This is a genomic window from Aureibaculum algae (genome assembly GCF_006065315.1).
Lineage (GTDB): Bacteria > Bacteroidota > Bacteroidia > Flavobacteriales > Flavobacteriaceae > Aureibaculum > Aureibaculum algae.
On sequence record NZ_CP040749.1, the window covers coordinates 1,129,957 to 1,143,816 of the forward strand.

General features: G+C 32.8%; 11 protein-coding genes. 6 read left to right on the top strand and 5 right to left on the bottom strand.

Annotated elements, in window-relative coordinates; genetic code table 11:
• Nucleotide 1: 1 nt before the first annotated feature.
• Nucleotides 2-1,033 (bottom strand): phenylalanine--tRNA ligase subunit alpha, encoded by a 1,032-nt coding sequence (gene pheS, locus FF125_RS04385; RefSeq protein ID WP_138952402.1) that lies wholly within the window; start codon nucleotides 1,031-1,033, stop codon nucleotides 2-4.
• Between the two features lie 205 nt (nucleotides 1,034-1,238).
• Here pheS and gdhA (FF125_RS04390) point away from each other — a divergent pair, with 205 nt between their 5' ends.
• From gdhA (FF125_RS04390) to FF125_RS04410, 5 genes are all read left to right on the top strand, one after another.
• Complete coding sequence (gene gdhA, locus FF125_RS04390; protein WP_138948636.1) at nucleotides 1,239-2,582, top strand: NADP-specific glutamate dehydrogenase; 1,344 nt, start codon at nucleotides 1,239-1,241, stop codon at nucleotides 2,580-2,582.
• 252 nt (nucleotides 2,583-2,834) lie between these two features.
• Nucleotides 2,835-5,867 carry a PEP/pyruvate-binding domain-containing protein gene (locus FF125_RS04395; protein ID WP_138948637.1) on the top strand — a complete coding sequence of 1,011 codons (3,033 nt, stop codon included), beginning with the start codon at nucleotides 2,835-2,837 and terminating at the stop codon, nucleotides 5,865-5,867.
• 150 nt (nucleotides 5,868-6,017) lie between these two features.
• Nucleotides 6,018-7,355, top strand: coding sequence for an NADP-specific glutamate dehydrogenase (gene gdhA / locus FF125_RS04400; protein ID WP_138948638.1), 1,338 nt, complete (start codon nucleotides 6,018-6,020; stop codon nucleotides 7,353-7,355).
• Nucleotides 7,356-7,468: 113 nt separating this feature from the next.
• The gene (gene dinB / locus FF125_RS04405) at nucleotides 7,469-8,560 is read left to right on the top strand and encodes a DNA polymerase IV (RefSeq protein ID WP_138948639.1); all 1,092 of its coding nucleotides are present in this window, start codon (nucleotides 7,469-7,471) and stop codon (nucleotides 8,558-8,560) included.
• 56 nt (nucleotides 8,561-8,616) lie between these two features.
• Nucleotides 8,617-9,030, top strand: a complete 414-nt coding sequence (locus FF125_RS04410) for a DUF6146 family protein (protein WP_138948640.1) — start codon at nucleotides 8,617-8,619, stop codon at nucleotides 9,028-9,030.
• Here FF125_RS04410 and pckA read toward each other — a convergent pair.
• Entirely contained in the window at nucleotides 9,027-10,643 is a 1,617-nt protein-coding gene (gene pckA, locus FF125_RS04415) for a phosphoenolpyruvate carboxykinase (ATP) (protein ID WP_138948641.1), read from the bottom strand. The genes FF125_RS04410 and pckA overlap by 4 nt on opposite strands.
• Nucleotides 10,644-10,711: 68 nt before the next feature.
• Complete coding sequence (locus FF125_RS04420) at nucleotides 10,712-11,080, bottom strand: DUF423 domain-containing protein (RefSeq protein WP_138948642.1); 369 nt, start codon at nucleotides 11,078-11,080, stop codon at nucleotides 10,712-10,714.
• A gap of 161 nt (nucleotides 11,081-11,241) precedes the next feature.
• Here FF125_RS04420 and FF125_RS04425 point away from each other — a divergent pair, with 161 nt between their 5' ends.
• Complete coding sequence (locus tag FF125_RS04425) at nucleotides 11,242-12,612, top strand: saccharopine dehydrogenase family protein (protein ID WP_138948643.1); 1,371 nt, start codon at nucleotides 11,242-11,244, stop codon at nucleotides 12,610-12,612.
• Here the strand turns inward: FF125_RS04425 and FF125_RS04430 are convergent, their stop codons facing one another.
• A complete protein-coding gene (locus FF125_RS04430; RefSeq protein ID WP_138948644.1) occupies nucleotides 12,613-13,326 on the bottom strand; it encodes a tRNA1(Val) (adenine(37)-N6)-methyltransferase in 714 nt (237 codons plus the stop codon). It lies immediately after the preceding gene.
• A complete protein-coding gene (rimM, locus tag FF125_RS04435; RefSeq protein WP_138948645.1) occupies nucleotides 13,319-13,849 on the bottom strand; it encodes a ribosome maturation factor RimM in 531 nt (176 codons plus the stop codon). Before rimM ends, FF125_RS04430 begins: the two co-directional genes overlap by 8 nt.
• Between the last annotated feature and the right edge of the window lie 11 nt (nucleotides 13,850-13,860).

Consider the following 13,860-nt stretch of genomic DNA (forward strand, 5'->3'; position numbering starts at 1 on the left):
TTTAAATCACAGATTTAAATTGTTCTAAAAATCGGATATCATTTTCAAAAAGCATTCTAATATCTGGAATTTGGTATAACAACATTGCAATACGTTCAATACCCATTCCAAATGCAAATCCACTATATTTTTCAGGATCAATTTTAGTGTTTTTCAAGACATTAGGGTCAACCATACCACAACCCATAATTTCTAACCAACCAGTTCCTTTTGTTATTTTATAATCTGTTTCTGTTTTCAACCCCCAGTAAATATCAACTTCGGCACTTGGTTCCGTAAAAGGAAAATAAGAAGGACGTAATCTGATTTTTGATTTACCAAACATTTCTTTTGTAAAATAAATCAAGGTTTGCTTCAAATCAGCAAAGGAAACATCTGTATCTATATACAATCCTTCCACTTGATGAAAAATACAATGCGAACGTGCAGAAATGTCTTCATTTCTAAAAACTCTACCTGGAGAAATTGTTCTAATTGGAGGTTTGTTATTCTCCATATAACGTATCTGTACAGAAGAGGTATGTGTTCTTAACAGCATATCTTTTTCAACATTTTTATGCTTTTCAACAAAAAATGTATCCTGCATATCTCTTGCGGGATGGTATTCTGGTAAGTTTAACGCTGTGAAATTATGCCAATCATCTTCTATCTCAGGGCCCTCAGAAATGGTGAACCCTATACGAGAAAAAACATCGATAATTTGATTTTTAACAATAGAAATTGGATGTCTTGCACCCAATTCAATAGGTTCAGCCGGCCTTGATAAGTCTCCATAGAAACTTTTTTGTTCGCCATTACCTTCCAGAGCATTATTCAGCGTTTCAACCTTTTTTTCAGCTGTAGTCTTTAAGGTGTTTAGAGCTTGTCCAAATTCCTTTTTTTGCTTTGGGTCTACGTTTTTAAATTCAGCAAATAAGCCTTTTAATAGACCTTTACTGCCTAAATATTTTATACGAAATGCTTCAATTTCTTCTTTTGAATTGGAATTAAAAGCACTGACTTCGTTAATGAATTCTTTTACTTTGTCTAACATTGATTGTTTAACTTGGTTTGCAAATTTAAGGTTTTTCATCAATTAAGCAGAATAGTTTTTTATTAATCTATTCCTAAAGTAAAGAAGTTGATTTTAGTGGTTAAAAGATTTGCAAATATTTAAGGTTTTCAAAGAAAGAAATCTGCATTTTAATTACTTTTGTTATGAATTTATTGATGAAACCTTATAATTTACTTCCTAAATTATGAAATCGAAAATTAAAGATTTTATGGGTTACGTTAAAGTACGTAATACCAACGAGCCCGAGTTTTTACAAGCAGTACATGAAGTTGCAGAGACTGTTATTCCATTTATAGAAGAAAACCATAAATATAAAGACAAGATGTTGTTAGAGCGAATGGTTGAACCTGAACGTACGCTAATGTTTAGAGTGCCTTGGCTAGATGATAACGGAAAGATACAAGTAAATAGAGGGTATCGGATAGAGTTTAATTCTGCCATTGGTCCGTATAAAGGAGGATTACGATTTCATCCATCAGTAAATATTAGTATTCTTAAATTTTTAGGTTTTGAGCAGGTTTTTAAAAATTCTCTAACCACATTGCCAATGGGTGGTGGTAAAGGAGGTTCTGATTTTAACCCAAAAGGAAAATCAGATAATGAAGTAATGAAATTTTGCCAAGCATTTATGTCGGAATTATTTCGTCATATTGGTGAGAATACAGACGTGCCTGCTGGTGATATTGGAGTAGGAGGTAGAGAAATTGGGTTTCTATTTGGACAATACAAAAAATTAAGAAATGAGTTTACAGGTGTTTTAACAGGTAAAGGAATGTCATTTGGAGGTTCATTAATTAGACCTGAAGCTACAGGTTATGGTGCCGTATACTTTGCAGAAAACATGTTAAAAGCCCAGAATAAAAGTATAAAAGGAAAAATAGTTTTGGTTTCTGGTTCTGGTAACGTGGCACAATATGCTTGTGAAAAAGCGACTCAATTAGGGGCGAAAGTGGTTACGATGTCAGATTCTTCTGGATATATTTACGATGCAGCTGGGATAGATGCTGATAAGTTGGCCTTTATTATGGAATTAAAAAATGTAAAACGTGGAAGAATAGACCAGTATTTAGAAAAATACCCAACTGCGAAATTTTATAAAGAGGAAACCCCTTGGACTATAAAATGTGATATTGCCATGCCATGTGCCACTCAAAATGAGCTCCATGGTGATCATGCGAAAACCTTGATAAAAAATGGTTGTATTTGTGTTTGTGAAGGTGCTAATATGCCGAGTACAGCTGAAGCCATTCGGATTTTTCAAGATGCTAAAATATTATTTTCACCAGGTAAGGCTTCAAATGCAGGAGGCGTTTCAGTATCTGGGTTAGAAATGAGTCAAAACTCGTTACGTTATAATTGGACGAATGACAAAGTAGATACTAAATTACATGAAATTATGAATGATATTCATGAAGTTTGTGTAACCTATGGTAAAGATAAGGATGGTTATGTAGACTATGTTAAAGGTGCAAATATTGCAGGTTTTGTAAAAGTAGCTGACGCCATGTTAGGACAAGGAGTGGTGTAAGATTTTATGGAGTATGATATAATTAAGGAAAGTAATAATAAAAGGCTATAGGCAGTTATTAACTGTTCATTTATAACTTGATTGTGCATACTTTTATTTAAGTATTATGTTCTAGTCATTTTTTTTAATAAAGATAACTTTTGCAATTATTGATGCTTGAACCTTCCCTATGTTTTAAAATTAGAACCAAAATTAACGACTCTGAAATAACCCATCAAATAATTCCTATCTTTGTTATAAACACATTCATCAATGCCTAAAAAGACACTTCCAGATTTAAAAACATACGTTTTTGAACATTTTGCATTTGAACAATTGATGCAAAATAGAATAAACAAAGTGCTTATTGTTTGTTCTAATTACGATTATTATATGTTGGAAGAGGATGGTAGAATTGATGAACGAATTTTTAATGAATACACGGCTTTAAATTTAAGATATCCTCCTACTTTTTTACATGCCAATTCTGCTAAAAAGGCATTAAAAATATTAGGTTCTGATCATATAGATCTTGTAATTACTTGGCTAGATATTGGTAGTTATAAGGCGTTTGAAACGTCTATGCAGTTAAAAAAGTTCTTTCCTAATGTGCCCATAGCCGCATTGAGTCATTACTCATCTGAATTAAGAAGGAAAATTTTAAGAGAGAATACGGGTATCATTGACTATGTTTTTCATTGGAATGGTAATGTAGATATCTTTTTAGCGATTATAAAATTGGCAGAAGATAGATTGAATGCAGATAAGGATATCAATGAAATTGGGGTAAAAGCTATTTTATTGGTAGAAGATTCGCTGCGGTTTTATTCTAGATACTTACCCGTTATTTATAAGATTATTTTAAAGCAAACAAGATCATTTATGTCGGAAGGCCTTAATGAGCACCGTGCAATGAATTTGATGCGTGGACGGCCAAAAATTTTATTGGCTACGCAGTACGAAGAGGGATTGGCTTTGTTTGAAAAATATAAAGACAATTTATTGGGTGTAATTTCAGATGTAAACTATTTTAAAGATGGTAAACGTGACCCTACAGCGGGTTTTCAATTTTTAAAATATGTAAGAAGTATAGAACGGTATTTTCCTTTTCTAATAGAATCTTCAGATATCGAAAATGAAAAAATAGCATTAGAATTAAAAGGTAAATTTTTATGGAAACACTCGGAAACCATTGAGTTAGAATTAAAAAATTACATTACAAAATATTTTTCTTTTGGTGATTTTGAATTTTGGGATCCTGAGCAACATTTAGTTTTAGCGACCGTAAAAGATTTAAATTCATTTCAAAATGCCTTGGCTATTGTTACTAAAGAATCAATGACCTATCATGCCATAAGAAGTGAGTATTCTAAGTGGTTGCGGTCAAGAGCACTTTTTCCGTTAGCAAATTTGTTTAAAAATGTAGAATATGCTGATTTTGAAGATGCTGAAGAAATTAGAACCTTTTTAATTGAAGCTATAAAAGCGTATCGAATCTATAGATCTAGAGGTGTAATTTCTAAATTTAATAAAAATAAATACGATAAATATTTAGGTTTTGCTAGAATTGGAGATGGGGCTTTAGGCGGAAAAGGAAGAGGTCTTGCATTTATAGATTCTTTTTTAAAACGCAATCGCTTATTTAAAAAGTTTGATGATGTGCTTATATCTATACCGCGAACAGTAGTTTTAAGTACGGAAGTTTTTGACGAATTTATGGAAGAGCATAAGCTCTTTAAATTTGCAGCACATTGTGATGATGAGAATGAGATTTTAGATGAATTTGTTTCAAAACCTTTACCAGGATGGGTAATGGAAGACATCAAAGCATTCTTAAAAGTAACCAAACATCCAGTAGCAATTCGATCTTCCAGTGTTTTGGAAGATTCACATTATCAGCCGTTTGCAGGTGTTTTTGCGACTTATATGCTCCCTAAAACCAAACCGAAGCAAATGTTAGAGATGGTTTCTAATGCTGTAAAATCAGTTATGGCTTCCGCCTTTTTTCAAAATAGTAAATTGTATTTAAAAGCCACTTCTCATACCGTAGAAGAAAATAGAATGGCGGTAATTTTACAAGAAATTACAGGTACGCAATATGATGATGTCTTTTATCCTAATATTTCTGGTGTTGCTCGTTCCATTAACTTTTATCCAATTGGTAATGAAAAACCTAATGAAGGTATCGCCAATATCGCCTTAGGATTAGGAGAAATAATTGTGGGTGGTGGACAGACGTTGCGTTTTTCTCCATATCATCCAAAGAAAATAATACAATTGTCAACGCCAGGGTCTGCTCAGCGAGAAACACAACAGTATTTTTATGCGTTAGATATGAATCCTAATAGTTATGTGGCTTCAACAAGCCAGACTATTAACAAAAAGAGAATTACCATTAGACAAGCTGAGAATCACGGGTCGTTAAAATTTGTGGCATCTACCTATGATTTACAAAACAACATGATAAGACCGGGTGTAATGCATGATGGAATTCGTGTAATTACATTTGATAACATTTTAAAGTATGGTACTTTTCCTTTGCCAGAAATACTTCAGGAATTATTACGTGTTGGGCAACGTGAAATGAGAAATCCCATAGAAATTGAGTTTGCTGTTAAGTTAGATGTACCTCAAGGAAAACCGAGACAATTTAGTTTTTTACAAATTCGACCTATTGTAGAGAGTAACGAAACATTAAGTGTTCTACCAAATAATTTTGACGTGGCAGACACTATTATTTATTCAGAATCGGCATTAGGAAATGGGAAATATGATGATATCTGCGATTTTGTTTATGTAAAACCAGAAACATTCAATTCTGCAAGCACAAGGCAAATTGCCAAAGCTGTTGAATTGATAAATAAAAAATTTACAGAAGAGCATAAAAAATATATTTTAGTAGGTCCTGGTAGATGGGGGTCTAGTGATTCATGGTTGGGAATTCCTGTGATATGGCCTCAAATTTCTTCAGCAAAAATAATTGTAGAAGCAGGGCTGAATGATTTCAGAATTGATCCGAGTCAAGGCACTCACTTTTTTCAAAATTTAACTTCGTTTAATGTGGGCTATTTAACAATTAATCCGTTTTTAAATGATGGCTTTTTTGATGTAGATTATTTGAATAGTCAAGAAGCGGTTTATGAAGATGATTTTTTACGACATATTCAGTTTGATTCACCACTTTCGGTAATTATTGAAGGTAAAAATAATAAAGCGGCAATTTTTAAATCTGGATATCAGATTGATAATGATGCATCTGAATTAGAAATTTCTATAGATGATTTACCTCCTGAAGGTTTTATGTAATTTTTTGAGGATTTAATATTATGTCATAACTAATGTAAGTTGAAATTATCAAATTGCATAAATAATTAGTTATAAATTGCTGAAAATAGAATTTAATAATTGTAATTTTGTTATGAGTTTTACGTTTTAAAATAAATAAAATATACAGACATGAATGTAAAAGAAATCTTAAACAATCTAGAAACAAAACACCCCGGAGAAAAAGAATATTTACAGGCGGTGCATGAGGTACTAGAATCTATAGAGAACATTTATAATGAAAATCCACAATACGCGTCAGCAAAAATTATTGAAAGGCTAGTAGAGCCAGATCGTGTTTTTACTTTCAGAATTTCATGGGTTGATGATAATGGCGAAGTTCAAGTTAATTTAGGTCATAGAATTCAATTTAATAACGCTATTGGTCCATATAAAGGAGGTATTCGTTTGCACCCAAGTGTAAACTTAAGTATTCTTAAATTTTTAGGTTTTGAACAAATCTTCAAAAATGCATTGACAACGCTTCCAATGGGAGGAGCTAAAGGAGGATCTGACTTTAACCCTAAGGGCAAATCAGATGCTGAAATTATGCGTTTTTGTCAAGCTTTTATGCTTGAATTATGGAGGGTAATTGGACCGAATACAGATGTGCCTGCTGGTGATATAGGAACTGGTGGCCGTGAAATTGGGTTCATGTATGGTATGTACAAAAAATTACAACAAGAAAATACAGGTGTATTTACAGGTAAAGGTTTAAATTGGGGCGGAAGCTTAATTAGACCGGAAGCTACTGGCTTTGGAGGTACTTATTTTACCAAAGAAATGTTAGATACACAAAATGACAATTTTAAAGGGAAAACAGTTACTCTTTCAGGATTTGGGAATGTAACTTGGGGAGTTGCTTTAAAAGTTACAGAATTAGGAGGTAAAATAGTTACTATTTCTGGTCCCGATGGTTATGTATACGATGAGAAAGGGTTAGATGCTGACAAAATAGATTATTTATTAGCCTTAAGAGCTTCAAATAATGATATCGTTTCTCCATATGTTCAAGAATTTCCTGAAGCTAAATTTTATCCAGGTGAAAAGCCTTGGAGTGTAAAATGTGATATTGCTATGCCATGTGCAACTCAAAATGAATTGAATGGTGAAGATGCTCAGAAATTAGTGGATAATGGCGTAAAATATGTGTCAGAAGTTTCTAATATGGGCTGTACACCTGATGCAATTGAGGTATTCCATAAAAACAAAATATTATTTGCACCTGGAAAAGCGGTAAATGCTGGAGGTGTTGCTGTTTCTGGTTTAGAAATGTCTCAGAATGCTATGAAATTAAATTGGCCAATGGAAGAAGTTGATTCGAAATTACATCAAATAATGACTTCTATTCATACAGCTTGTATAAAATATGGTACAGAACCTGATGGATATGTAAATTATGTAAAAGGAGCAAATATTGCTGGGTTTATAAAAGTTGCTGATGCCATGATGGATCAAGGCGTAGTGTAAGAGATATAAACTTAGAATTTTAAATAAAAGATAAAAAAACTCGCCCATAGGCGAGTTTTTTTATTACAACACTTAAGAAAGGGCGGGGTTCGCTTTTTTCATTATTTTTGAATATGTCTTTATTACCTCCTTACCGTAAGATAATTCATGTTGATATGGATGCATTTTATGCTTCTGTAGAGCAAATGGATAATCCTGAGTTACAAGGAATACCTTTGGCTGTTGGTGGAGGTGGAGAAAGAGGCGTTGTTGCAGCGGCTAGTTATGAGGCTCGTAAATTTGGTGTGCGTTCAGCAATGAGTGGTGTGTTGGCACGAAAAAATTGTCCACATTTAACATTTGTAAAGCCTCGTTTTACACGATACAAAGAGATTTCTACTCAAATTAGAGCTATCTTCAATCAATATACAGATTTGGTAGAGCCATTATCCTTGGATGAGGCCTATTTGGATGTGACAAAGAATAAAAAGAACTTTCCTTCGGCAACAATTTTAGCTCAAGAAATTAGACAACAAATTTACAATGAAGTAGGTTTGCATGCTTCGGCAGGCATCTCTATTAATAAGTTTGTGGCAAAAATTGCCTCAGATGTAAATAAGCCAAACGGGCAAAAAACGGTTCCTCCTGAAGAAGTACTTGCATTTTTAGAAGCTTTAGATATTAAGAAATTTTATGGGGTTGGTAAAGTCACAGCATCAAAAATGTACAACTTAGGTATATTTACGGGGAAGGACTTAAAAGAAAAGTCATCTGAATTTTTGACGGAGCATTTTAAAAAATCAGGGAAACACTATTTTGATATTGTTAGAGGAATTCACCTTGGAGAAGTTAAACCTGACCGAACTAGAAAATCTGTTGCGGCAGAACATACTTTTAATACCAATTTGACTTCAGAAATTTATATGCTCGAGAAATTGGAAATAATAGCTGAAGAATTATCAGGTAGACTTTTAAAACCAAATATTTCAGGAAAAACCATTACCTTAAAAATTAAGTATAGCGACTTTACAATACAAACTAGAAGTAAAACATTACCTTATTTTGTAAAAGATAAGAGTGTTTTATTAGAACAGGCTAAAGATTTATTATACCAAGAAGAAATGCATGAATCTGTAAGGTTGTTGGGTATTTCGTTGTCTAATTTAAATACAAATACAATTGAAAAGGAAGAACCTGTAGAGTTTCAGTTAAAACTAGAGTTTTAAAATCTTAAATTGGAATAATTTTTGTATATTCATAGCTGTCAGTAAATTATAAAATAATGAAAAATTTTATTTACGTTTTTGGGATACTTGGTTTTCTAATTGTGGGTTGTGGTACGCAACAAACAACTACTTCAAATGAAGACAAAGAAGAACCTGTAAGAATTGCAAATGATAGTTTGGAGTATGAAATTACTATTATTGATCCAGGATTTACAAGTTATTTGATTTCTGCAAAACCAGAAAGTTACTATAGTCTAAGTACTTTAGAATCAAAAAATAGAGTTTATGTTATGGAGTGGAATAGTAGGTTTAGGAGCCCAACTAGATATAATTCTAATATATACGAAAATGAAATTGACTACCAACCCAATATAGATTATGGAATGGAAGTCAATTACAAGCTTTATCAGTATTTTCAGTTTGCACAGAAAAAATACAATATGCGTTTAAGTTCTTTTCGGATTGATTAAAAAGCGAAACGTTGTGGGCCACCACGTCTTATTTCTTCGTTGGCAATAGCTTCAAATTTGTCAAAATTTTCTCTAAAAGCATTTGATAATTTAAAGGCCATTTTATAATACGCATCATCATCGTTCCAAGTAGTTCGAGGGCTTAAAACATCTGTGGGTACACCGGGGCAACTTCTAGGCTGAGCTACACCAAATACAGAGTGAATATGGTAATCTTTATAATTGTAAGGTCCTAAATCACCGTTTAATGCGGCATTGATCATTGCTCTTGTGTATTTTAATTTCATTCGGGTACCAACTCCATAAGGGCCACCAGTCCATCCCGTATTTACCAACCAAACATTTACATTTGAATCTTTCATTTTTTTACTTAACATTTCTGCATATTTAGCAGGGTGCAATGGCATAAAAGGAGCACCAAAACAGGCAGAAAAAGAAGGAACAGGTTCTGTAACTCCAGCTTCGGTTCCTGCAACTTTTGCAGTATAGCCTGATATAAAATGATATGCAGCTTGGTTTGGCAGTAAACGTGAAATAGGAGGTAATACTCCAAAAGCATCAGCCGTTAGAAAGAATATGTTTTTGGGGTTACCCGCTAAAGAAGGCGTTTTTATATTTTTTATGTGATTGATAGGGTAGCTAACTCTGGTGTTTTGTGTAATTGAAGTATTTTCAAAATCAACTTCATTAGTACCAGTTTTGCATACCACGTTTTCTAATATTGCTCCAGACTTAATTGCTTTGAAAATATCGGGTTCATTTTCTTCAGAAAGATTTATCACCTTAGCATAGCAACCGCCTTCAAAATTAAAAATGGTGTTGTCTTTTGTCCAACCATGTTCATCATCGCCAATTAATTTACGATTAGGATCTGCGGACAATGTTGTTTTACCCGTGCCTGATAATCCGAAGAAAATTGCTGTTTCTCCATTTTCACCAACATTTGATGAACAATGCATTGGTAATGTTTCTTTTTCAACAGGAAGAATAAAATTTAAAGCAGAAAAAATTCCCTTCTTTATTTCACCGGTATAACCTGTGCCTCCAATGAGAATAACTTTTCTTTTAAAATTTAATATGGCAAAATTATGCTGGCGTGTACCATCTTCCTTAGCAACAGCCATAAAACTAGGGGCTTGTAATATGAGCCATTCGGGTTGGAACAATTCCAATTCACTTTCTGTAGGTCTTAAAAACATGTTATAAGCAAATAAGTTAGACCAAGGAAGTTCAGTTATTATTCTAATGTTCATTCTATATCTGTCGTCAGCACAAGCATAGGCATCACGAGCATAGAGTTCTTTTCCTGATAAGTGCTCAATTACTTTATCATAAAGGCGGTCAAATTTTTCAGCTTCAAAAGGTAGATTTATGTTACCCCACCAAACTTTATCTTCAGAAATCTCATCTTTTACGATAAATCGATCTTGAGGAGACCTTCCTGTAAACTCACCTGTATTTACTATTAATGCTCCGGAATCGGCAATTATACCCAAACCTTTATCAACACATATTTTTGTGAGCTCTTCTGGTGATGAGTTCCAATGTACGTTGGCATTTTTTATACCGTATTTTTTTAATACTGTATTTACTGATTTTGTAGAATCTTTCATATTATAAGTTAGTTTGAACTACAAAATTAAGCAATATTACTTTTTACGAAAACGTTTTCGTAAATTTTTTATTTCTTAAGAAAGTTGAAAAACATTATGAGCCATCCTATAATAAATAATAAACCACCTAATGGAGTGATAAACCAAATAAGTTTAGGGTCAATACCACCCGCTGTTATAGCATAAATAGAGCCAGAGAATAATAAAATACCTAGGAAAAAGAGCCAACTTATTGTTTGTCTACCTTTAGAACTGAAGCCAGAATAGGTGTTAACGAAAAGAAGTGCAAAAACGTGATACATTTGATAGCGTACTCCAGTTTCATAACTCAGCAAGGCATCAGCTCCTAATTTTTCTTTTAGAGCGTGTGCACCAAAGGCACCTAGTACAATGGCAAGCATACCTAAAATGGCAGTAATTGATAAGTTTTTTTTCATTTTAAAAGGATTATTCTATCACAAAAGTAGTACATATTTGTAACATCATACCTGCGATTGCTCTTAACGTTTTTTACTATTTTTATTCGAGAAAATGATAAGCACTATTTTTGATTATGGTCAGTAATTTTTATACATTCGTGAATCAATTTTTTTAATCTATGCGTAACATTCTTATTATTGGTGCAGGTCGTTCATCTGCTTCACTTATCAATTATTTATTGGAAAAATCTGTATCTGAAAAATTACAGATTACCATAGCAGATATTTCTATTGATTTAGCAGAATCTATCATAAAAAATCATGAAAATGCGAAAGCAATGGTACTCGATATTTTCGATGAAAAATCGCGAGTTTCAGCTATTAAAAATGCAGACATCGTAGTTTCAATGTTACCCGCAAGATTTCATATTGAGGTAGCTAAAGATTGTATTACGTATAAAAAGAATATGGTTACTGCTTCTTATGTCTCTGACGAAATGAAAGCCTTAGATGCAGAGGTTAAAGCACAAGGATTGGTTTTTATGAATGAGATAGGTTTGGATCCAGGAGTTGATCACATGAGTGCCATGAAAGTTATTGATAGGATTAGAGAAAACGACGCTAAAATGTTGTTGTTTGAGTCATTTACTGGTGGTTTAGTAGCTCCAGAGAGTGATACTAATTTGTGGAATTACAAATTTACATGGAATCCTAGAAATGTTGTTTTAGCTGGACAAGGCGGAGCTGCAAAATTTATACAAGAAGGTACTTATAAATACATACCATATCATAAATTATTTAGGAGAACAGAAATATTGAATCTGCCAAATGTTGGAAAGTTTGAAGCCTATGCCAACAGAGATTCCTTGAAATATATTAAGACCTATGGATTAGAGAATATACTTACAATGTATAGAGGAACCATTAGACGTGTAGGTTTTTCCAGAGCTTGGAATTTGTTTGTGCAGTTGGGTATGACAGATGATAGTTATACACTAGAAGGTTCAGAGCATATGAGTTATCGCGAGTTTACGAACTCGTTTTTAGGTTATAATCCTCATGATTCTGTGGAGTTAAAATTACGGTCTTATTTAAAAATTGATCAAGATGATATTATGTGGGAGAAATTATTAGAGTTAAATATTTTTGATCATACTAAAAAAGTAGGGTTAAAAAATGCGACGCCCGCACAAGTATTGCAGAAAATTCTAATGGACAGTTGGACTTTGAAAAAGGAGGACAAAGACATGATTGTAATGCAACATAAATTTGGTTATGAATATCAAAATGAAAAACGTCAAATTGAATCGACTATGGTTGTTCTTGGTGAAGATCAAACCTATACTGCGATGGCAAAAACGGTTGGCTTACCTGTTGCTATAGCTACTTTATTAATTTTGAATAAAAAGATTACGACACCAGGTGTTCAAATTCCAATAACCAAAGAAGTATATGATCCAATATTAAAGGAATTAGAAGGTCATGGAATTGTATTTAACGAAATTAAGACACCCTATTTAGGTTATAACCCAGATATCGTTATTGGCTAATTACATTTTTAAATAAAAGTCCTTTACCAATTCAATATAAGTGTCCGTGTATTGATGCCTAGTCGTTTCAATTACCAGATCTTCAATAATTACTTCATTTTCTGTAAATGAAAATTCTAATAAACTTCTTTTAATATCAGAAGTAGGTGTGCCTTTTACGTTACAGATAGTGTTGACGAAAAGGTTGTGTTCTTTTGCTAAGTTTATAAAATTTTCTTCTTCTTTAAAGGGTATAATAACCGTAAAAATACCATGACTACTTAAGAGTTTAGATACCGATTTAAGAAGTATATCAAAAGGTAATGAATCTGTGAAACGAGCTGTATTTCTAGCATTATCATCACTTTGAAAAGCATCGTTATAAAATGGGGGATTTGAAATTATCAAATCATAGTGATCATCAATCTCATTTGTAAATTCTTCCAAAGAAGCATGATAGCAAAATAATCGATCACCCCATGATGAGTTTTCAAAATTTTCAACGGCTTGTTCAAAAGCATTGTCGTCAATTTCTATGGCATCAATAATTTCGGCATCACTACGTTGAGCCAATTGTAAGGCAATAACACCAGTTCCTGTTCCAATGTCTAATATTGATTCAGGATTGTGCTTTATAGAAGACCAAGCACCTAATAATACACCATCAGTGCCAATTTTCATTGCACATTGGTCTTGATTGACGGTGAATTGTTTGAATGAAAAGTGTTTATTCATCTAAATACATTTCAATTAATCCCTCAGGAGTTTCCACAACAATCTTTTTGTTAGCTCTATCTACTTTTTTTATAAAGTCATCTATCATCGGAATCAAAACTTCTTTGTCTCCATTTTCAATTATAAAAAGAGGTTGAGCTGTTTTGTCATTAACCCCTACTAGACTACCAACGTTACCGTAATTTTCATCTTCAATGGTAAACCCAATTACTTCGTGATAGTAAAATTTATTTCCAGTTAATTTCGGTAATAAGGTTAAAGGCAGATACACACCACATTTCATAATAGAATCGGCATCTTCTTCTGTGGTAAAGTTTTCGAACTGTACACGAAGTTGATTACCCTTTTGTAAGAGGCTTTTTTCGATAAAAAAGGGAATAAAGTTATTGCCAGCTTCCAAAAATAAAGCATCCATATTTTGATACAAGTCTGGCTCATCTGTATCTAGCTTAATAACTACTTCTCCTTTAAAACTGTGTTTTCTAACTACTTTTCCTAAATAGAAACAATCTTTTTTTTGCATAATAAAAATTA

Excerpts from the sequence above, each read along its gene's own strand:
- FF125_RS04410 (WP_138948640.1), top strand. The coding sequence starts at position 8,617 with ATGAAAAATTTTATTTACGTTTTTGGGATACTTGGTTTTCTAATTGTG.
- pheS (WP_138952402.1), bottom strand. The coding sequence starts at position 1,033 with ATGTTAGACAAAGTAAAAGAATTCATTAACGAAGTCAGTGCTTTTAAT.
- rimM (WP_138948645.1), bottom strand. The coding sequence starts at position 13,849 with ATGCAAAAAAAAGATTGTTTCTATTTAGGAAAAGTAGTTAGAAAACAC.
- FF125_RS04425 (WP_138948643.1), top strand. The coding sequence starts at position 11,242 with ATGCGTAACATTCTTATTATTGGTGCAGGTCGTTCATCTGCTTCACTT.
- FF125_RS04395 (WP_138948637.1), top strand. The coding sequence starts at position 2,835 with ATGCCTAAAAAGACACTTCCAGATTTAAAAACATACGTTTTTGAACAT.
- FF125_RS04420 (WP_138948642.1), bottom strand. The coding sequence starts at position 11,080 with ATGAAAAAAAACTTATCAATTACTGCCATTTTAGGTATGCTTGCCATT.
- dinB (WP_138948639.1), top strand. The coding sequence starts at position 7,469 with ATGTCTTTATTACCTCCTTACCGTAAGATAATTCATGTTGATATGGAT.
- gdhA (WP_138948636.1), top strand. The coding sequence starts at position 1,239 with ATGAAATCGAAAATTAAAGATTTTATGGGTTACGTTAAAGTACGTAAT.
- FF125_RS04430 (WP_138948644.1), bottom strand. The coding sequence starts at position 13,326 with ATGAATAAACACTTTTCATTCAAACAATTCACCGTCAATCAAGACCAA.
- gdhA (WP_138948638.1), top strand. The coding sequence starts at position 6,018 with ATGAATGTAAAAGAAATCTTAAACAATCTAGAAACAAAACACCCCGGA.
- pckA (WP_138948641.1), bottom strand. The coding sequence starts at position 10,643 with ATGAAAGATTCTACAAAATCAGTAAATACAGTATTAAAAAAATACGGT.